Consider the following 20,726-nt stretch of genomic DNA (forward strand, 5'->3'; position numbering starts at 1 on the left):
TAGAAATTCAAAGTTTTTAGTTTTTAGCGGAACACTAAAAAGTGTTGTACACGCTTAGCCTGCCCACACAATACGAAAAGCCAACAGGTTCTAGAGATAAATATTGCAGAATGCTGTAAAAGAAAAGGACAGTTCAATTCTTCCAACAAATAAAGGGGAGCCAGCTCCCCTTTATTTACATGATACTTAATTAAGGATGTAAAGAATAATTAGCCACCCATAATCAGACTTATATCGCTAAAATAAGCATAACTTATTTATTGCTTAACTTTTTTATTGGTCTCTCCATTTTTGTACCCAAGTAAATCGAGGTAAAATGCATACTGTAAAGCGGTCTCCTTATAGCGACGGAAACGACCCGAAGAGCCACCGTGACCCGCTTCCATATTGGTATTGAATAACAACTGATTTTCATCGGTCTTCAATTCGCGTAGCTTTGCCACCCATTTCATTGGCTCAAAGTATTGCACCTGGGAATCATGTAGCCCAGTGGTTACCAGCATATTGGGGTAATCCTGAGCTTTCACCTGGTCATAGGGAGAATAGGAAAGCATATATTCATAACTATCCTTATTATTAGGATTGCCCCACTCGTCATACTCATTAACAGTCAGGGGAATTGACTCATCCAGCATGGTAGTTACCACATCAACAAATGGCACCGCCGCAGTAACACCCCGGTACAAATCCGGTTCCATATTGACTACCGCGCCCATCAACAACCCCCCAGCACTACCACCTGAAGCAAAGATCTTATCAGGGGCCCCATATTTTAACTTCCCCAACGCCTTGGTAACGTCGATAAAATCAGTGAAAGTATTCTTTTTATTGAACATCTTTCCATCTTCGTACCAAGCACGTCCCAGTTTTTGGCCTCCACGGATATGGGCAATAGCAAATACAAAGCCTCGATCAAGTAAGGACACCACTGAAGAACGGAACCAGGGATCAACGGTGCTGCCGTAAGAGCCATAGGCATATTGCAATAATGGATTAGAGCCATCTTTGTTGAATTTATCTTTACGATAAACCAAAGATACCGGCACTTTAACACCATCGCGTGCTGCTACCAGGATACCCTCGCTCTGATAGTGCTCTGGGTCAAAACCACCCAGAACTTTGTCTTGCTTAAGTAATTCCAACTCGCCACTATCCAGCTTGGCTTCATAAACACTATTTGGTGTCGTTAAACTCGAATAAGATACTCGAACACTCGCTGAATCCAAGTTTGGATTTGCACTCAAGCCCAATCTGTATACCGGATCATTAAAACCTACTTGGAGGTCCTTATTATTCTCTAAATTAATGATTCGGAGACCCGTTTGCCCCGCTTTTCGTTCTATTACTGCCAGATGATGATCAAATAAAGTGAAATCTTCCAGCAAAACCTTACTACTATGAGGTATGACTTCCTGCCAATTAGACTTATCTGTTGCGTCGTCCATGGCAACCTTCATAAGGCGGAAGTTTTCAGCTTGCCAGTTGGTCATGATATAAAAATCACTCCCTAACTTTAACGCTGAATACTCGTGATCCTCTTCCCGGGGATATAAGGGAGTAAAATCAGCAAGAGGAGTGTTCGCATCCAGGATTGACTGGCCACTGCTAGTTGTAGAACTGTGGTGAATGCGTATCAGCTCTCCATCCCGGGATTTGGAAATCCACGTATAGAAAGCCTTATCTATCTCTTCGTAAACAACAACATCTTCACTCTGCGGCGTGCCCAGCTTATGGCGCATTACTTGATAGCCGAGCAGAGTTTGATGGTCCTTATTGATATAGAAGACAGTTTGGTTATCGTTTGCCCAAACGGCAACTGGTGAAGCATTCTCCAATTTATCTGGCAGCATCTCACCAGTCTTTAAGTCCTTGAAGCGAATCGTGTAAACACGGCGCCCAACACTATCTTCAGGATATGCTACCAATTGATTACTGGGAGAAACCGCCAGGCGCCCTACACTAAAGTAGCCGTGGCCTTCAGCCAGCACATTCACATCCAGCATAACCTCTTCAGGTGCTTTCTGGGTCCCTTTACGTCGCGCGTGGATCGCGTATTCTTTCTCAGGAAGATAGCGGCTGTAATACCAGTAGCCATTATAATAAACGGGAACCGTTGATTTATCTTTCTCCAGGCGACCAGTCATTTCCTCAAAGAGTAATTCCTGTAACTCTTCAGTGTGGTGCATTACCAAATCGGTATAAGCATTTTCTGCTTCCAGATGAGCAATAACATCTGGCGCCTTACGTTCATCGTCGCGCATCCAGTAGTAATTATCGATGCGCTCATGGCCATGCATAACCATTTTATGGGGCACCTTCTTGGCTACAGGAGCGGAAGCCTGCTCGCTAAACAAGGTTTTGTCCTTTGCTACTTGGTTATTTTCTGTCTCGCCGCATCCCGCCAAACCAAGAGCGAATAATAATGTCGCCGTAGTTTTCTTCATAAAAAAACGTCTCTCCAATGTGTGCTTTTTTATATACTGATACTTTTTATTATGATTAGGTTAAATCATCAATAAGCCGCATCGCATCCTGAGCTCCAAGGTTTTTCTTTTCTGGGTTAGCATTCCCTTCTGCTTGCCCTGGCCGCGCTGGCTGGCTTTTGGAACCCACTGAAACTGTAACTACACGAGCCATTGCTTGATAAGGATACCCTGAGTTGAATGCAAGTCCGCCAACAGGCTTCCAGCCCTCATTGAGCATTCGGGTCACTTCCTCCTCCAAACTTGAAAAACCAGTTTTCCCGACGGCAACTTTATATTCTGCTCTCTTCACACCTACTCCTACTTTGTAGCTTCGCTCACGTCCTAAACATCGCTTCTAGACTATTAATTAATATTTGAATCTAGCTAACAACTGAGGGTACCCCCTACATCATTCCACAATATCTCGACAAACCCTCTATTAAAAACACCGCGAGATTACATACAGACTCCCGAGGCTGGAAATCTATTACTATCATTTTTTTACTAGCCCGCCGCAAGCGGAATCTATCAGACCAGGATCAACCAACTCATTCCCGCTATTATCAGCGATGCCGTCACACTGAGTATCGCGCCCTCTCGAACCATATCCTGTATACGTACTTTACCGGTTCCATACGCAATCGCATTAGGCGCAGTAGCCACAGGCAGCATAAATGCACAACTGGCACTCATCGCCGCAGGTATCATCAGCACCATGGGCTCAAAACCCGCTGAAGTGGCAGCTACAGCTAAAATTGGCATAAGTAGAGTTGCCGTAGCTGTATTACTGGTTATCTCTGTCAGGAAGGTCACACTTAGGCATAGAATGACCAACAGCAACCACAGTGGCATCGCCGTCAGGAAAGAAAGACCGTTGCCGAGCATATCGCTCAGGCCGGAACTGGAGAAACCTTTTGCTAGCGCTATACCACCGGCAAACAGTAATAGCATTCCCCAGGGGATCGTCTCTGCCGTCTGCCAATCGAGCAGGCGCCCTCCCTTACCGTTAGGCACTAGAAACATAGCGACAACGGCTGCTAGAGCCACGGTTCCATCACCAGCAGCATCAATACCTATCAATTCGCTCCAACCACCAAACGGTGCATTGCGAGTAACCCATAGGAGAATTGCCACACCGAAAACCATTAAGGTTCGCTTTTCCTCTTGCCTCCACTCCCCCACTTGAGGGGGCTCAATGTCATTTTTCAGATGCACATGACGGGTCAGCCAGAGGGCCATTATAGGCAGCGTCACCAAAGCAACTGGGACTCCTATTTTCATCCAACCCAAGAAGCTAAACTCTCGTCCGGTTACTTCTTCGTATATTCCCATAAAAATAACATTGGGCGGCGTGCCCAGAGGAGTACCTACCCCACCCAGACTTGCGGCATAGGCAATACCCAGGATCAGGGCAATACTTAAGCGTTCGTTGTCGATCTTACTGAGAATTGCCAGGGCTATAGGCAGCATCATCAATGTGGTAGCAGTGTTGGAAATCCACATGCTCAGGAAGCCTGCTGCCAGCATAAATCCGAGCACCAGCCTGCGGCCGCTGGAGACGCCCACAATACGCAACATATACAGGGCAAGGCGCTCGTGGGCCCCACTTTTCTCCAGGGCCTTGGACAAAATAAAGGCCCCCATCAGCAACAGAATGACATGACTTCCCAAGGAAGCTGCCACCTCCCGATGATCCGCTACTCCAAATAGAGGCAAGAGGACAAAAGGCACCAGTGACGTTGCGGGGATTGGCAGTGCCTCCGTTATCCACCAAATCACTGTTAACAAGGTAATTGCAGCAGTTACTGCCGGTAGGTACTGCATTCCCAACGCTGATAAAAAGAAATAGAAGGCCACAGCAAAAAGAGGACCCAGAACTATAAAGCGCTGCCGCGCAATCGACATACCTGCCCCCAACTACTCAAGGGTTTAATTTTTATAAGTTTGAATCTTGGGAGGGGTATAAACTCCTCGGTCAAGATGGCCGATAAAAATACAAGAAACTGGTCCTTTTGCGCAGCTCTTTTTATTCCTAGAGTAAAATTCCCTCATGGAATTGGGTGTTACACCGTTGAATCCCTTAAATAACTGATGTTCAGTGATCAAATAGCAATCTATGTAACTGAAGGCATTGCGAGCAGTAGGGTATGTAATCACTTACGCGCACCCAAAAATATGGACATAACTGACTATCAAGACTGAAAAAGTAGCCCTTTGTACCATCACTTTTGTACATCTCTCTGGCATCCGTCAAACTATCGCCCACAATAGCTAGTAGTAGAATGAGGGCGGAAAGGAATCATGAGCAATATACCCAACACTGTGGAAGTCCTGGAGAAGCTCCGCTGGAATGCTCACCTGTGCAAACACAGCCACTTCCGAGCCTCCATGAAGGGGCGCAATTTGCATGTGCTTTGCGGGGTGCCCATCGTTGTCGTCAACCTGTTCCTCGGTTCGCTTTTCTTCTCCCTGATCAATGCAGAGCTGCCTGATTGGACCAAGTGGAGTGGTGCGGCGCTGGCCCTGCTGGCCGCGCTATTGGGCGGCGTGCAAACTTTCTTCAATTTTAAGAAAAACTATGAGGGACATCGGCAGGTAGGCAACGAGTACCTGGCAATCGCCAGGGAGTGTGAGCGGCTGATTGCCCTTTACTTCGACGATATCCTGGATCTTGAGCATCTATCCAAGAAGATCTCAGAACTGAATACACGCTACAGTGAAATCAACCAGCGAGCAGAAGAGTTTATTGTCTCAGATAAGGTATACAGGCAAGCGGTGCATATCCAGAATCAAAAGGCCAACCGAGAGCCCTCTCTGGTAGAGCAGATGCGTAATCGCCAGGCTGCTGCGCAAAGAGTCGCCGAGGAGGCTCTCGAAATCGCAGAGAGCAGCCACTAACTACCCCATCAATACCGCAGTACTTTCCTGGGGAAGTGGTAACTTCCCCACTTCCTATAGTAACAAACCGAAAAATGCAGACAGATCACAGTAGTCATCAACCCAGCACAGACACTTACCCATTATGCTATTTAGCCACCGATATCGGTACACCGAGCAATGTCGGCGGCCTATTTCGTATCGCAGATGCACTCGGCGTAGAGAAAATTTATTTAACTGGTGAAAGCCTGGTTCCACCTAATTCCAAAATTCGGAAAGTTTCCCGGTCTACAGAAAAGTACGTTCCCTACGAATATCATTCATCTGCAGTCAATATCGCGCAAACCTTAAAAAATAAGGGCTATCGATTAATTTGCCTGGAGATTGCCTCAAATAGCGTCGAACTCAAAGATACCCCCGTTTCCAAAGGGAATAAAATATGTTTGGTATTGGGTTCTGAAAAGGATGGGGTCAACCCCGAACTTCTGGAACTGGCAGATGCTGTGGTACACATACCTATGCAGGGTATCAATTCCTCAATGAATGTTACTTCCGCCTGCGCTATAGCGACCTATGCTTTGCTGGAAAAAATTTAATCGGGCACTTTGACCATTATATTTTTCTGATTAACATAGTCGGGATCACCGCCCAACCTTTTATTGCAGTTCAATCCATTAATTGCCTGGATCTCCGCATTGCTCAAATTAAAATCAGATAATAAGAAGTTATTGCGAATGTGATCCAGGCTTTCCGCCTTGGGAATAACTATGCGATGCTGCTGGATATTCCACTTAAGGATAACCTGCCCCGAAGTCACCCCGTGATTTTGCGCAATATCCACAATTACTGGATCTATGAGAGGTTTTTCATGAGCCTCGACACCGCTCCATGTAGATCCCGACCCCAAAGGGGACCAGCTGCAAATCGCAATTTTATGGAACTGGCAATAATCGACTAAAGGCTGCTGAGTGAAGTAGGGATGCAGTTCAATTTGATTACAAACTGGGCGCACTTCCGAGAAAGTCGCCAGTTGTTCAATATCAGATTTACGAAAGTTTGATACCCCCAGGGCCCGCACTTTTTTCTGCTGGTAAAGCGCCTCCATTGCACCCCAGGTCTCCCGGGTATAGGCCGGCATAGGCCAATGGATCAGATATAGGTCCAGGTATTCCAGCTGCAATCGCTCCAGGCTACGGGCAAATGCATCGTGAGTTTTATTGGTTCCCTGCTCCGTATCCCAAACTTTACTGGTAATAAAAAGCTCTTCCCTCGCTAGGCCGGATTCTTTGATCGCTCTTCCCAGAGCTCGCTCATTTCCGTAGACCGATCCTGTGTCAAAATGACGGTATCCCACAGACATGGCTTTCAAAATAACTTCTGTTACATACTCATCATCCTGCTGCCAGCTGCCAATCGCAGCCATTCCCATACCGAGCTGAGGTATCTCTACACCGTTATTCAATTCGAGAAAATACATAATCAATATCCTTTCAGACTACTGAGCGGTAAATCAGCAAGGACCAAGAGGGAATATAACCGGGGTCACATTTATTTCGCTGAGTGTAGGCCGAACAGAAGTCAACGCGTAGAAAACAGCGAACACACGCCAACTCCTGACTGCTAATCACTCACCACGCAATAAAAAGAAACTAATTTTCTAAGTTCAGTGAATATAAGCGATTATTTTGGAGGAAGTGAACCCGCAAATACCGCTCCACGACTGACCCAGTTATCCAAATCCTCTGCGACAGCATCTTCTTCCACATATACCATGCCTTTTAAGGGGCGCCCAGTGTAATCCATAGGCCGTGTATAGCGTTCGGCTAACGCAGTTTGATACTCATCAGGCCCAACCCGGACCATCAACTCCTCTCCAACAACCCCACAGGCCATATTGCCATTCAACATAAAAGCGAGACCTCCAAACATCTGCTTTTCACTGAGGCCTTCATTTCCCTGAAGTAATTTGCGCACTTTTTCAGCCAGAGTTTCGCTGTACGCCATAGTTTTCTCCTTAATCACTTTTACCAGGCAGGAATACCCCCTCAGAAACTGCTTTTTTCTGAAAAGGTTAAAAACGATGAAATTTGAAAAGAATCGAGCGGAATTAAATGTGAACCCTAATCCCAGCAAGACATTGGATGGAGCAATGAGCAAGTAAACTGCAAATACAACAGATAACTGCACCATAGCAAAAACGTTATTTCGAATAATCGTTTAAGTATAGCAGTAGCTGAAGTTTCTACTTTAAGGAAGGGAAAAAATACGCCAGGAAATGAAAGGGCTGAAAAATATTACAGAAATATTTCTATTTTTACTAAAGATTGTGGTGACCTGAAACGGCCACCACAATCTTTACGCGTACCTCGGCAGGCAAAGCCGAGGGAATGGCCTGTCTTAGTCGACAAACACCCGCGCGTTGCGGAACAAGCGCATCCAGCCGGAATCCTCTTTCCACTCATCTGGATGCCAGCTATTGCTGACAGCTCGAGCAACACGCTCAGGATGCGGCATCATAATAGTCACGCGGCCATCCTCAGAACTCAGGGAGGTAATACCATTTACCGAGCCGTTGGGGTTGGCCGGATAAGTTTGGGTGATTTCCCCTTTGTTATTCAGGTAGCGCATCGCGATAGTGCCGGAAGCTTCACACTTCTCCAGCGCCTGCTGGTCAGCAAACTCCACTCGCCCCTCACCATGAGCAACGGCAACCGGCATGTAAGTACCCGCCATACCTTTAAACAACACGGAAGGTGAGTCCTCAATGCCCACCAGTGCGAAGCGCGCTTCATACTGCTCAGAGAGGTTGCGCACAAAGCGCGGCCAGTGATCAGCACCTGGAATCAGCTCTTTGATCACTGAGAACATCTGGCAACCGTTACACACCCCCAAGCCGAAGGTATCGTTGCGATTGAAGAAGCCCTCAAACTGATCGCGGGCACGATCGTTAAACAGGATGGTTTTAGCCCACCCCTCACCAGCACCTAGTACGTCTCCGTAAGAGAAGCCACCACAGCCCACCAAACCTTTGAACTCATCCAACGCTACACGGCCAGACAGGATGTCACTCATATGTACGTCGACAGCGTTAAAGCCAGCGCGGTGGAAAGAGTGCGCCATTTCCACTTGGCTGTTCACACCCTGCTCTCGCAGTACAGCAACTTTCGGGCGAACACCTTTAGCGATATAGGGTGCGCTGATATCGTCGTTGATATCGAACGTGAGGTTTACTGTCAGGCCCGGGTCTTCTTTGGCGATTGCAGCAAATTCCTGCTCGGCGCACTCGGCGTTATCGCGCAGGGATTGGATACGGAAGCTGGTCTCTGACCAGATCTGCTGCAATTCAGCGCGAGAGCGCTTGAAGATTTCAACACCGTTATTGGTGATGCACAGGTGTTCGTTATTGTTCAGGTAACCGATCTTGTGGGTGGGTACACCCACAGCGGCAAAGCGCTGTACCAGCATATCCGCTTCACAGGCGGGAACCTGCAATACCGCACCCAACTCTTCACTGAACAGCGCCGCAATCGGGTCTTCACCCAATTCGTAGATTTCCACATCCATACCCACGCGGCCGGCAAAGCCCATTTCCGCCAAGGTTGTAAACAGACCGCCGTCAGCGCGGTCGTGGTAGGCCATGATCAGGTCTTCATTCAGAGCCTGCTGTACCACCTCGAAGAAACCTTTCAGCTTCTTGGCATCGTCCAGGTCTGCGGGCTTGTCACCCAGCTCGTTGTAGACCTGCGCCAGACAGGAGCCGCCCAAGCGATTTTTGCCGGCACCCAGATCGATAAACAGTAACTCACTCTCACCTTTATCGGTGCGCAGCTGCGGTGTCACTGTCTTGCGGACATCAGTTACCGGAGTAAAGGCAGAAATTACCAGAGACAGCGGTGCAGTAACCGATTTCTGCTCGCCCTCTTCCTCCCAGGCAGTGCGCATAGACATGGAGTCTTTGCCCACCGGGATGGTAATGCCCAATTCAGGACACAACTCCATACCCACCGCTTCTACGGTTCGATAAAGTTTTTCCTCTTCACCCGGATGGCCCGCTGCACACATCCAGTTGGCGGAGAGTTTGATATCGGACAGTTGCTTCACTGGGGTACAGGCGATATTGGTAATTGCCTCACCCACTGCCAGGCGGCCCGAGGCCGGTGCATCCAGCAATGCCACCGGGGTGCGCTCACCCATAGACATGGCTTCGCCGGCGTAGCTGTCATAGGCAACGGTAGTTACCGCGCAATCGGCCACCGGCACCTGCCAGGGACCGACCATCTGATCGCGGGAAACCTGACCGGTTACAGTGCGGTCACCGATAGTGATCAGGAAACTCTTGCTAGCCACTGTGGGCAGGCGCAGCACCCGCTCAGCCGCTTCATTCAGGTCGATATCTGCTGTGGAAAATGCCTTATTTTCCACCTGGCGAGTTTCTGCTTCACGGTGCATGCGCGGCGGCTTGCCAAACAACACCGACATCGGCAGGTCCACAGGCTTGGATTCAAACTTCTTGTCATTTAACAGCAGGTGCTTGTCTTCGGTAGCTTCACCGACAACGGCGTAAGGCGCGCGCTCGCGCTCACAGATTTTCTCGAAGCGCTCCAGGTCTTCCGGCATAACCGCCAGTACATAGCGCTCCTGGGATTCGTTACACCAGATTTCCAGCGGGCTCATACCCGGCTCATCACAGGGCACATTGCGCAGTTCAAAATTACCGCCGGTACCGCCATCTTTCACTAGCTCGGGGAAAGCATTGGACAAACCGCCCGCACCCACATCGTGGATAAAGGCAATGGGATTGCTCTCACCCAGCTGCCAACACTGGTCGATCACCTCTTGGCAGCGACGCTCGATTTCCGGATTTTGGCGCTGTACTGAAGCGAAATCCAGATCTTCAGAACTGGAGCCGCTGGCCATACTGGAGGCTGCACCGCCACCGAGGCCAATCAACATGGCCGGGCCACCCAGCACTACCAGTTTGGCGCCAGGGGAAAACTCGGGCTTGTCTACATGCTCTTCGCGGATATTGCCGTAACCACCAGCCAACATGATCGGCTTGTGATAGCCGCGACGCTCGCCATCGAAATTTTCTTCAAAGGTACGGAAGTAACCGCAGATATTCGGGCGGCCAAACTCATTATTAAATGCTGCACCACCGATCGGGCCTTCGATCATAATATCCAGAGCGGTAACAATACGCTCAGGCTTGCCATAGTTGGCTTCCCAAGGCTGCTCCCAGCCGGGAATACGCAAATTGGAAACCGTAAAACCGGTCAGGCCCACTTTCGGTTTGGAGCCACGGCCAACTGCACCTTCATCACGAATTTCACCACCGGCCCCGGTTCCAGCACCGGAGAAAGGAGCAATCGCGGTAGGGTGATTGTGGGTTTCCACTTTCATCAGCAGATGAATAGCTTCAGTGCTGAAACCGTATTCTTTGGTCTCGGGGTCTGGGTAGAAACGCCCCGCTTCGCTACCAGTAACGACGGCTGCATTATCCGCATAGGCGGACAACACATTGTCACCACCCTTCTGGTAGGTATTCTTGATCATGCCGAACAGGGAGTGCGGCATTTCTTCGCCGTCGATGGTCCAGGAGGCATTGAAGATCTTATGGCGGCAGTGCTCGGAGTTTGCCTGGGCAAACATCATCAGCTCTACATCTGTGGGATTGCGCTCCAGCTCTTGGAAACTGGTGAGCAGGTAATCAATCTCATCTTCGGCCAAGGCCAAGCCCAAGGTGACATTGGCATCTTCCAGAGCTTCGCGACCGCCCTCGAGAATATCCACACCGCGCAACGGGCGCGGCGCTTCTTCCACAAATAATTGCTCAGCTTTAGCAAAATCGGTGAATACCGCTTCAACCATACGATCGTGTAAGCGGGAGGCCAGCACAAGGCGTTCAGCTTCAGTTAACTCGACACCGGTAACGTAGTAGGCGATGCCACGCTCCAGGCGATGAACTTTGTTCAGGCCAGTGTTATGCGCAATATCAGTAGCCTTGGAAGACCAGGGAGAAATTGTGCCCGGACGCGGCACTACCAGGATCAACTCGCCTTTCGGCTCGTGCTTTTCCTCGGTTGGGCCGTATTGGAGCAGTCGCTCCAGCAGGGCCATCTCCTGGTTATCCAGTGAGTCGCTGTCTGCAAAGTGAACGAACTCAGCGTAGAGATCGTCGATGGTCGGTTGCAGCGCGCGCAGTTGATTGAGCAGGTTTTTATGGCGGAATTTCGACAGTGCAGGAGCACCACGCAGAACTAACATTGCGGGAGATAGCCTCTTGTCTAAATGAGAAAGATTGCGCGAATGGGATTTCGCACAAGGCCCCGGAAATTTGAGAGGCGCAATTGTACCTGAAGCATCGCTACTCCAACACACCCGCCCGACACTTGGATACACATGAACTAATTAGTGATCTGAATGTTCAAAAGACCAGCAGAATTACCTGCAAATAAATCAGTTTTGCGCCAAAGTTAGGGCTACCTACCTAAGTCTGTAATGCTTTGCAAGCGTGCAGATCACAGTGTTCAAAAGACAAACTGGGCAGATTGTCGTCAAATAATGTAAAATTGGCTGACTGCGTCAAATTTTGCCCTCGTATTTGAGAGCGAAATCGACATACAGGGCCTTAGGCACAACAGCAAATAAACCAACGGACTAGCTAGAGGGGACAGCCTATGATGATGAAAAGCCGTATGCTGCGCTACGTCCGCCGTGTGTGCAAAGGGATCGCCCTGTCCTGCTGTGCCTCCCTGCTGGTTGCCAGTAAAGCACCGAATACTCTCGAGCGTGTCAAAGCCTCCGGTGAATTGGTTGTACTTTCACAAAATGGCCCCACCACTTATTACGAAGACGCCTCCGGCAACCCGACGGGCTTTGAATACGGCATGCTGCGTGCATTTGCTGAAGAGCTGGGGGTGAAATTGGTAATTCGCGACGTGCACGATCTGGACGAAATGTTCAATCAGCTGCGCGACCCGGAGGGTGGTGCGCACTTCGCGGCTGCCGGCCTCACGGTAACTCCAGAGCGTCGCGAACAAGTCCGCTTTACCCCATCCTATTTTGAGATTCGCCAACAGGTTATCTACCGAGTTGGCGAACAGCGGCCGCGCAAAACTAGCGATCTCGAAGGAAAAAAGGTCGCCGTCATTGCCGGCAGTGCTCACGCAGAAGAAATGAAGAAACTCTCCGCCCGCTATACCGAGTTGGATTGGGAGGAAGTTTCCGACGTGGACGCCATGGAATTGGTAGAGATGGTACAGGAAGGAAAATACAATTATGCAATTGTAGATTCCAACGCCTACGCAGTTCACCGTGGCCTCTACCCCAATACTGCGATTGCCTTTAACCTCACCCAATTTCAACCGGTTTCCTGGGCCTTCCCGCAAAGTGATGACGACAGCCTCTATCGCAGTGCACGCCGCTTTATGTTGCGCGCCAATACCAATGGCATGATTGCCCAGTTGCGGGAAGAATTTTTCGGCCACGTCAGCGACCTAAATGTGGGCGGCGCCAAGGCCTTTGCCAAGCGCAGCCGTGAGCGCCTGCCCCAGTGGCGCGGCACCATGCAAAAGGTTGCCGGCCAATATAATCTCGATTGGCACTTACTCGCGGCCCTCAGCTACCAGGAATCCTATTGGAATCCGCGCGCCCGCTCTCGCACCGGTGTACGAGGCCTGATGATGCTGACTCTGAACACCGCAAAAGATCTCGGTGTAAACCGCCTAAACCCCGAAGAGAGCATTGAGGGTGGTGCCCGCTATATCGTACAAATCCGCAACAAACTGCCGGATCGCATTCGCGAGCCCGACAGAACCTGGATGGCTCTGGCTGCCTACAACGTAGGCTATGGCCACCTTGAAGATGCCCGAGTACTGACAGAGCGAATGGGCGGCAATCCGGATCTGTGGCCCGATGTGCGCGAACACCTGCCCCTTCTGGCCAAGCGCCAGTATTACAAAACTACCAAGCACGGCTATGCCCGGGGCTGGGAGCCGGTAACCTATGTACAGAATATCCGCCACTACCAAGCCCTGCTGAGCTGGAGTAGCCGCATCGAGGAACAGCGCCTGGCTGCAGCCAATGATGATAACGGTGGAATACTTGCCGAGAACAGCCCAGTTAAATCCGAAGCCAGCGCCGCCCCTGCTCTCTGATCCCCTTCTAGGCCAGCTTAGCCTGGCCGAAGAAAGCCCCAAATATCTCCACCTTAATCTATATTCATCTGGTCCCGGTTAGAGTGCCTGAGCGATGGATAATCCAGATACAGTAAGAGAGATTGAGCAGTTTATGGACTACCTCGTGCAGGCCGGGGTGTACTGCAAAGAAGACGAACTGGAAAGTGTCTACCACCGGGAAATGCAGGTCTTCCTACTAGACCCTTCGGATCGGGTCACAGTGGCAGACAAAACAGCCTTCATCAATATGTTTAAGGCCAAGCGTGACGCGGGTGAACTGCCTCTCAACGGCTGGAAAAAAATTCACCACATAGTGGCAAATGAAAACAGTGCTTTAGTGATCTTCTCGCGAAAAAACAATTTGGCTGGCCAGGAGCAACTGTTAAAACTGGCGATCGATTTGGTGTATGAAGATGGGCGCTGGCAGGTCACGCGGGAAGTTATATTCCTAGAGCCAGCACTTCCTGGTTCAAGCTAGAAATACCCCTTACTCTCGATTGCTTTTAATCTGCTTCCCGAAAATCTGCCAGACTCCTCGAAAGAGTTCTAGGTAAAAACTGCAAATCCTCAGGGTCATCAATATCTACAAGCACATCCAATTGCTGACACTGCATATCACATTCCTGTAATCGCGCCAGGGTTTGCTGGGCAACGACTTCAGTACTCCAACATATATCTTCAAACAAGCGAGAATGCAGCTGCCTCAAGCCCAATAGGGTGTAGCCACCATCATTTGCGGGATACATAACGGAGTCTGTATGCACTAGTGCCATAGCTGCAGCTCGGAGTCTTTCTGCATTTAATGCAGGGCAATCTGTCCCCAACAAAAAGAGCCCCTGACCATCGGCATAAGAACTTTTCGCAGCCCGCCACAAGCGCTGACCGAGATCACCTTCTGACTGGCTGTAAAGCGTTACCCCCTGAGGCAACTTGAACTCCTGCCAGAAAGGGTGCCGGGAGTTAGGCGCAACATGCAGCTCGACAGGGCCCAGATCCGCCTTCACCGCTTCTGCCAATGTACCCTGCAATAACTGTAGTGCGAGAGCAGCTGCGCCCTTCTCTCCCAAAGTAGGAATTAGCCGAGTTTTTGCATACCCTGGCAATGGAGCCTTGGCCATCACTACAAGACGCATGGGCGGCAATAGAAAACTACTCATAGCGCTTTGCCAAACTCTCTGCTGATACGCCCCGCCAGTAATCAAAACGCAATCGCCACATCAATAAAATGGTTCTCAATACGCCGTACTTTTCCCAGCGACGCCCTGAGGTTTCTACTTTTTCCCGAGAACAATAGGGCCAGTAATAACTGCGCAAACGGCGACTCAGCTCAATATCTTCCATCAACGGCTGCGCAGGAAATCCACCGATGGCTTCGAACAAACCACGGCGTACAAAAATGGCCTGATCCCCTGTAGCAATACCACTAAAACGAGAGCGAAAATTAACCAGGGAGGCAATTAATGGAAACCAAAAACTGCTCCCGACAATTTGAATATTAAAACGCCCCCAGTGAGCATTCTCCTTTTCGAGGTTTGTGATGGACTTGAGAGCATCTGCGGGTAGACGGCTATCGGCATGCAAAAACACTAACCACTGACCTTTAGCCATTAACGCACCGGCATTCATCTGAACCGCCCTACCCCGAGTGGCGTGGACCAGCTGCAAACCAGACTGCTCTAGGATCTCAACACTACCATCGGTACTGCCGCCATCTACGACAATAACTTCACAACCTTCCTGCACTTTCAAATTCTGCAAGTGCTCCAGTAAAGAGGTTATTTGCTCCTTTTCATTTAATAGAGGGACTATCACACTGAATTGCATTAGTTACGCCTCCAGCGGTTAAAAACCTCTAAGAAACGTAAAATAGCTGTTGGTGCGTGAGCACGTTTCCAATTGCCCGCAACAAATTTATTGGCTTCACTCATAGTGGGATAGATATGAATCGTTGAGAGAATTTTATTCAATCCCAGCCCATATTTCATCGCCAAAATAAACTCCGCAATTAATTCCGCTGCATTCTCACCGACAATGGAAACACCGAGTATTTTATCTTTCCCCGGCACCGTAAGTACTTTCACAAAACCCCGGCGCGCACCATCGACAATCGCTCGATCTAAATGTTCGAGATCGTAGCGGGTTATCTCGTAATTAACATTCTGTTTACGAGCGGCCTCCTCAGAAAGGCCAACACTGGCCACCTCAGGATCGACAAATACAGAACTGGGAACTAATGAATAATCTACGGCAAACTTTTTGAGATCACCAAAAAGTGCATTCACCGCTGCATACCAGGCCTGGTGGGAGGCCATATGGGTAAACTGATAAGGTCCGGCAACATCCCCTGCAGCAAGAATATGGGGATAGGTTGTACGCAGGTATCCATCCAATTGAAGCCTGCCACTTTCCTGCAAGCCCAAGTTTTCAAGCCCAAGACCTGCCAATTTCGCTTTTCTACCCAGCGCCAGAATTACTTCATCAAACTCCAACCTAACCTTATTGCCCTTATTCTGAACAATTAGGGTTCCACCGTTTCGTTCAGGACTACCCTCAAATTCAACGGCTTCATGATCTGTTAATATTTCTACACCATCGCGGGTGAGCGCCTCAGTTACGGCTGCGGATACTTCCGTATCAAGCTCCGGTAATATAGTATCGGATCTCTCCACCAAGACGACTTGCGAACCGAGCCGGACCAATGCTTGTGCCAGCTCACAACCTATTGCCCCGCCACCTAACAACACCAGTCGGCGGGGCGGAGCTTGTAGCTGGGTAAAGCGATCCCACAAGGTATCGCTTGTGAGGTAATTCACTTGATCGAGTCCGGGAAACGGCGGGGCACTCGGCTCAGCGCCGGTAGCTAATACAATAGCTCTCGCCGTCAGTATTTGCTCTCCCCCACCGTTTAGACAGGTCTTCACCGTCCAGGGGTCTACCAACTCTGCGGTTCCCTGTAGTACTTCAACCCCAAGCTCGGTATAGCGCTCAACACTATCGTTGGGCTCGATTGCTTGAATTGATTCTCTGACATGCTGCATAACCCGGGGAAAATCAATTACGGGCTCTTGAAGAATAACGCCAAACTCACTTGCACATCGCGCCCTATGGGCCTGCCGCGCGCACATAATCAATGCTTTGCTGGGTACACAGCCGGTATTGAGACAATCACCACCCATTTTACCCGCTTCGATCAGAGTAACTTTTGCTTTAACCGCCGCAGAGATATAAGCCGTGACCAAGCCCGCCGCACCACCACCAATAACAATTAAGTTACGATCAAACTTCTTAGGTTTCTGCATAAATCGATCACCCGGCCTGACGCCTGCGCTTAAGCCAGTTGAGCGCATATTTTGCAATTAAGGGAAACACACCCAATAGAACAAAAGACAATAACAGTGGCAAAGATAAAATATCCTTGAGATTTTCCACTCTCATCAACTGGGTGCCGGCATTTACGTAAACTATCGTACCCGCCAGCATTCCGAGCTGGCTAACCCAGTAGAAAGTCCAGGCTTTAATATGGGTGAGCCCCATCAGGATATTAATTAAGAAAAAAGGGAAAGCCGGCACCAATCGCAGCGCAAAAAGGTAAAATGCCCCCTCCCGCTCAATTCCCTTATTGACGACTTGAAGCCGCTCTGAGAAACGCCCCTGAATATAGTCCCGGAATAAATATCGAGCCATTAAAAAGGCCAGGGTGGCACCGATACTGGAAGCAAACGAAACGATTACAGTACCCCAGAAAAGACCGAACAATGCGCCGGCTGCAATAGTTAGAATTGCTGCCCCGGGAAGTGATAAGCCAGTCACCAAAATATAGAAGACCAGAAACAAAAACCCGACTAAAAGCGGCGACGACATCTGCCAGCGCTTAAAGTCCTCCGCTCCATCCTTTAACTTTTCCAGGCTCAACCAGTGGTGCAGATCAAGCACGTAGAAAGCCACCACCAATACGACAATAGCGGCTACCAGCAGGATTTTTTTACTCATCGTTTTCAGGTTCCATCTGCCTTAACAGAAAGCTAGAGAGCCCCACCACAACTACTTCCCTGCCCAGCTGTACAACCGTAACAGTGATCTGCAACGCAAATTGCCGCCCCCTTTAGATCTATCTCGATTAAATCTCGCAAATGTAATCGGCCGGGAATAGGCATGTTGAGTTGTTGGTTAAAATCGCAATCAAATAGGTTTCCCTGCCAATCGACACTAACCAAGCTACGACACATAACATCAGCGAGATTATCCGCACTGTAACTGTCTTTAAGTAGCGCCATATAATCGTGAAACTGCCCCTTGGAAACCAACATGGAACCAAAACGCTTGATTGGCATATTGGCGAGAGCGAACAAATGATTAAATTTAATGGAGAAGTGGTTCGCCAACTCTCTTCGGTAGTCCGCCTCCAAAGCACTTTGCTCCGGGGGTAAAAAGGGTCCCTGGGGGTTATAGACCAAGTTGAGCTCTAGGCCACTGCCGGGCTTGCCGTAGCCCAATGCATTTAATTTTTGTAGCGCGGCAATACTCTTATCGAATACCCCTTTACCTCGTTGCTTATCAACATTATCGATTGAGTAACACGGCAGGGAGGCAACGACCTCAACCTGGTTTTCAGCGAGGAATTCTGCGGTATCTTCCTGGCCCGGCTCAAAAAGAACTGTCAGGTTGCAGCGATCTATTACATGTACTCCTCGCTCACGCGCCCCTCTTACAAGGGATCGAAAGCCCCAGTGCAATTCCGGGGCCCCACCAGTCACATCCAGCACACGGGGTTTACGGACCGTGAGAACCTCCAATAACAGCGCCAAATTTTCGTCCGACATCATCTCGGTTCGATTAGGCCCAGCACTGACGTGGCAGTGTAAACAGCGCTGATTACAACGGTAGCCAATATTGACCTGCAAGGTCTCAATGGCCCCCCGGTGCAGAGAGGGGAAGTCCGATAGCTCCAGCAGGGGTAAGGTCTCACGCATCGATATCACTGCTCCATTTCTTCAAGCTCTGGTTCTGTCGGAGCAAGCAGTGGTTTTATTACAGCTTGTGTCTCCTCAGGCATAGCTTCGAGCGGAGTCACCAGACCGCTCAACAGTGCTGTATGAGCGGAGGACTCCGGTTGCTCAGCGCCTAAAATACGTATAGCTTCCATCGCAATCTGCTGCGCGCGCGCGGCATTTTGCTGAAGATTAGCAATCGCTATCTCTGCGGTTACCGCCTCCTCACGAGGGTGCCAACAATCGTAGTCAGTAGCCATGGCCAGCGTGGCATAGGCAATTTGTGCCTCCCGGGCCAACTTGGCCTCAGGCATATTGGTCATACCGATGACCGACGCCCCCATACTGCGATACCAGTGGGACTCGGCACGGGTGGAAAACTGGGGGCCCTCGATACAGATATAACTGCCGCCCCGGTGTAACTCAATTGGCTGCTCTGCCTGGGTCAGCGTGAAAGCACGCGCCAAACTATCAGCGACAGCAGGGCATACAGGATCGGCCATGGACACATGGGCAACCGCACCATCTCCAAAAAAGGTACTTTGCCGCCGGCGAGTCATATCAATGAACTGATCGGGGATTAACATATCCAGCGGCCGTACCTCTTCCTGTAGGGAGCCCACAGCTGAGAGAGATAGGATGTAGCGCACGCCCAGCTGGCGCAGGGCATGGATATTTGCCTGATAAGGTACTTGGGAAGGGACCAGGTGATGATTGCGACCATGACGGGCCAGGAAAGCTACTGGCACACCTGCAAGCTTACCGCAGACAATGGCATCCGAAGTCCTGCCAAAGGGAGTGTCGATATGGACCTCCTCCACCTCAGTCAACCCCGGCATATCGTACAGACCACTACCTCCAATCACCCCAATCAATGCCCTGGTCATATCCGCTCCTAAACAGTTGGTTTTCGGCAGTATAGGAGTGGGGGCAAGTCGTGTATATCACCAGCGACGATAAAGGAAACTTAGAAAAGCCGTGGCATCTCTATTACCTATACCCTGGCCGCTAAAATTTTACAGGTAAGCTAGAGTTATTCTTCAGAATTTAGATCAATAGAACGTCACGATTTACAGCTTACGATAATGAATTTCTATCCACCACATTAAGAGCTGACAGTTAATAATCATCGACACAGAAAAGGCAATATTCTCCTAGCAAAACCCAGAAAATCCTTTTCTTAATTGATAGATATGAAATTGAATTTTAAAGAGGCCACTACAGCTCAGCCCGACACCATGTAGCAACATAAAAAAGGGAGCAAAAAACTCCCTTATTTTTATTCCAAAAAAAATAATCGCATCGCACCCTAGTTCTTTCGGCTACATCAAAGGCCCGGCAAAAGATCTCGGCAGAGTCTGACGCTTGCCATCATAGAGATAAGAAAGCATATCCAGATCCCCAGCACTGGGATTCCAGGTAGAACTATTCACCTGATTGGCCGATATTTTACAGCCTCCCTCACGAGTGTTTTTTACAATCCCCAGTGCCCTTGCCTGGTCGTCATACATCATGATGGAGTTTCCATCAAAAGCAGAATTGTGTGTTAAAAACCTGGTGAGGGTTTGCACCCGAGTTTGCTGCTGCAGGGAGTCCAGTGTGTTCTTCACTGACAGAGGGGCGTCGGCACGCATGTGTTCGTGGGCCAAACCCAATGTATGACCGATTTCATGGGGAAGGGAGGCAATCGCTGCTCTATTAGTTTTCCAATCTACACCACAATATTGATCGGTTTTATTGGTAAACCCTACCGTCGCACTACTGCGGTCGTCCTTAATTGTAACCACTCCACGGCCTGCCGCTCCAACCTGCAGGAACTTAATCGCTGCAAATCTGAACTTTCGATAAATGCAAATTTCCCAATGAGACATAGCCTTTTTTACCGAATTAACATAACCGGAATCTAAATTGGAGGGCACGTAATATTTCACCACACCATTCGGCCAAACCCCACCTACCTCTTCATTCCTATCCAAAGAAAATCCACCAAAGTCTATCTTATAGGATATTTTTCGAATATTTTTATCTATAGCTAGCCCCATGCTGACGCACCTCCTGAAAAGTTATTTTCGCTGCCATAACGAGAACCAACACTGCCGCACCAAATTCGGCAAGTCAAAATTCACCCGACAGAAATAGAAAACAAAAAGAGGGAAGAGATCACAAAAAACCTTTTCCAAACACCAAAACCAAAATCGATTTTTGCAATAAAAAATATT

The 20,726-nt window shown here is 49.3% G+C and carries 17 protein-coding genes; 4 read left to right on the top strand and 13 right to left on the bottom strand.

Translation table 11 applies throughout. The annotated features are described in order from the left end of the window. Window positions 1–257: 257 nt before the first annotated feature. The 3 genes from P0078_RS07440 to P0078_RS07450 all read right to left on the bottom strand — a co-directional run bounded on the left by P0078_RS07440 (window position 258) and on the right by P0078_RS07450 (window position 4,370). Complete coding sequence (locus P0078_RS07440) at window positions 258–2,444, bottom strand: S9 family peptidase (RefSeq protein ID WP_282933801.1); 2,187 nt, start codon at window positions 2,442–2,444, stop codon at window positions 258–260. A 55-nt stretch (window positions 2,445–2,499) separates the two neighbouring features. Then, window positions 2,500–2,775 (bottom strand): hypothetical protein, encoded by a 276-nt coding sequence (locus P0078_RS07445; RefSeq protein ID WP_282933802.1) that lies wholly within the window; start codon window positions 2,773–2,775, stop codon window positions 2,500–2,502. 218 nt (window positions 2,776–2,993) lie between these two features. After that, window positions 2,994–4,370: an SLC13 family permease gene (locus P0078_RS07450; RefSeq protein WP_282933803.1), complete on the bottom strand. Its 1,377-nt coding sequence runs from the start codon at window positions 4,368–4,370 to the stop codon at window positions 2,994–2,996. A gap of 396 nt (window positions 4,371–4,766) precedes the next feature. On the opposite strand from P0078_RS07450, the gene P0078_RS07455 reads away from it, so the two are divergent. Together P0078_RS07455 and P0078_RS07460 are read left to right on the top strand one after the other, a co-directional pair. Then, window positions 4,767–5,363, top strand: coding sequence for an SLATT domain-containing protein (locus P0078_RS07455; RefSeq protein WP_282933804.1), 597 nt, complete (start codon window positions 4,767–4,769; stop codon window positions 5,361–5,363). Between the two features lie 74 nt (window positions 5,364–5,437). Next, window positions 5,438–5,938, top strand: coding sequence for a TrmH family RNA methyltransferase (locus tag P0078_RS07460; protein ID WP_282933805.1), 501 nt, complete (start codon window positions 5,438–5,440; stop codon window positions 5,936–5,938). On the opposite strand, the gene P0078_RS07465 is transcribed toward P0078_RS07460, so the two are convergent. The 3 genes from P0078_RS07465 to purL form a co-directional block, all read right to left on the bottom strand. Then, window positions 5,935–6,819: an aldo/keto reductase gene (locus tag P0078_RS07465; RefSeq protein ID WP_282933806.1), complete on the bottom strand. Its 885-nt coding sequence runs from the start codon at window positions 6,817–6,819 to the stop codon at window positions 5,935–5,937. The two genes, P0078_RS07460 and P0078_RS07465, sit on opposite strands and share 4 nt — an antisense overlap. A gap of 203 nt (window positions 6,820–7,022) precedes the next feature. After that, window positions 7,023–7,346 (bottom strand): TfoX/Sxy family protein, encoded by a 324-nt coding sequence (locus P0078_RS07470; protein ID WP_282933807.1) that lies wholly within the window; start codon window positions 7,344–7,346, stop codon window positions 7,023–7,025. Window positions 7,347–7,739: 393 nt separating this feature from the next. Continuing rightward, window positions 7,740–11,606 carry a phosphoribosylformylglycinamidine synthase gene (purL, locus tag P0078_RS07475; protein WP_282933808.1) on the bottom strand — a complete coding sequence of 1,289 codons (3,867 nt, stop codon included), beginning with the start codon at window positions 11,604–11,606 and terminating at the stop codon, window positions 7,740–7,742. Between the two features lie 413 nt (window positions 11,607–12,019). On the opposite strand from purL, the gene mltF reads away from it, so the two are divergent. Both mltF and P0078_RS07485 read left to right on the top strand, forming a co-directional pair. Beyond that, on the top strand, window positions 12,020–13,498 hold the full coding sequence (gene mltF, locus P0078_RS07480; protein WP_282933809.1) for a membrane-bound lytic murein transglycosylase MltF: 1,479 nt from the start codon (window positions 12,020–12,022) through the stop codon (window positions 13,496–13,498). A 94-nt stretch (window positions 13,499–13,592) separates the two neighbouring features. Further along, a complete protein-coding gene (locus tag P0078_RS07485) occupies window positions 13,593–13,997 on the top strand; it encodes a hypothetical protein (RefSeq protein ID WP_282933810.1) in 405 nt (134 codons plus the stop codon). A 25-nt stretch (window positions 13,998–14,022) separates the two neighbouring features. Here the strand turns inward: P0078_RS07485 and P0078_RS07490 are convergent, their stop codons facing one another. The 7 genes from P0078_RS07490 to P0078_RS07520 form a co-directional block, all read right to left on the bottom strand. Beyond that, window positions 14,023–14,676: a TIGR04282 family arsenosugar biosynthesis glycosyltransferase gene (locus P0078_RS07490; protein WP_282933811.1), complete on the bottom strand. Its 654-nt coding sequence runs from the start codon at window positions 14,674–14,676 to the stop codon at window positions 14,023–14,025. Further along, on the bottom strand, window positions 14,669–15,343 hold the full coding sequence (locus tag P0078_RS07495; RefSeq protein ID WP_282933812.1) for a TIGR04283 family arsenosugar biosynthesis glycosyltransferase: 675 nt from the start codon (window positions 15,341–15,343) through the stop codon (window positions 14,669–14,671). Before P0078_RS07495 ends, P0078_RS07490 begins: the two co-directional genes overlap by 8 nt. After that, entirely contained in the window at window positions 15,343–16,818 is a 1,476-nt protein-coding gene (locus tag P0078_RS07500) for a dihydrolipoyl dehydrogenase family protein (RefSeq protein ID WP_282933813.1), read from the bottom strand. Before P0078_RS07500 ends, P0078_RS07495 begins: the two co-directional genes overlap by 1 nt. A gap of 7 nt (window positions 16,819–16,825) precedes the next feature. Next, window positions 16,826–17,509, bottom strand: a complete 684-nt coding sequence (locus tag P0078_RS07505) for a TVP38/TMEM64 family protein (protein ID WP_282933814.1) — start codon at window positions 17,507–17,509, stop codon at window positions 16,826–16,828. A gap of 32 nt (window positions 17,510–17,541) precedes the next feature. Next, complete coding sequence (gene arsS / locus P0078_RS07510; RefSeq protein ID WP_282933815.1) at window positions 17,542–18,489, bottom strand: arsenosugar biosynthesis radical SAM (seleno)protein ArsS; 948 nt, start codon at window positions 18,487–18,489, stop codon at window positions 17,542–17,544. Between the two features lie 5 nt (window positions 18,490–18,494). Continuing rightward, complete coding sequence (gene mtnP / locus P0078_RS07515) at window positions 18,495–19,394, bottom strand: S-methyl-5'-thioadenosine phosphorylase (RefSeq protein ID WP_282933816.1); 900 nt, start codon at window positions 19,392–19,394, stop codon at window positions 18,495–18,497. A 435-nt stretch (window positions 19,395–19,829) separates the two neighbouring features. Next, complete coding sequence (locus tag P0078_RS07520) at window positions 19,830–20,549, bottom strand: M12 family metallopeptidase (RefSeq protein ID WP_282933817.1); 720 nt, start codon at window positions 20,547–20,549, stop codon at window positions 19,830–19,832. Window positions 20,550–20,726 lie beyond the last annotated feature (177 nt).

Origin of the sequence: Microbulbifer sp. VAAF005 (assembly GCF_030012985.1) — a bacterium.
GTDB lineage: Bacteria > Pseudomonadota > Gammaproteobacteria > Pseudomonadales > Cellvibrionaceae > Microbulbifer.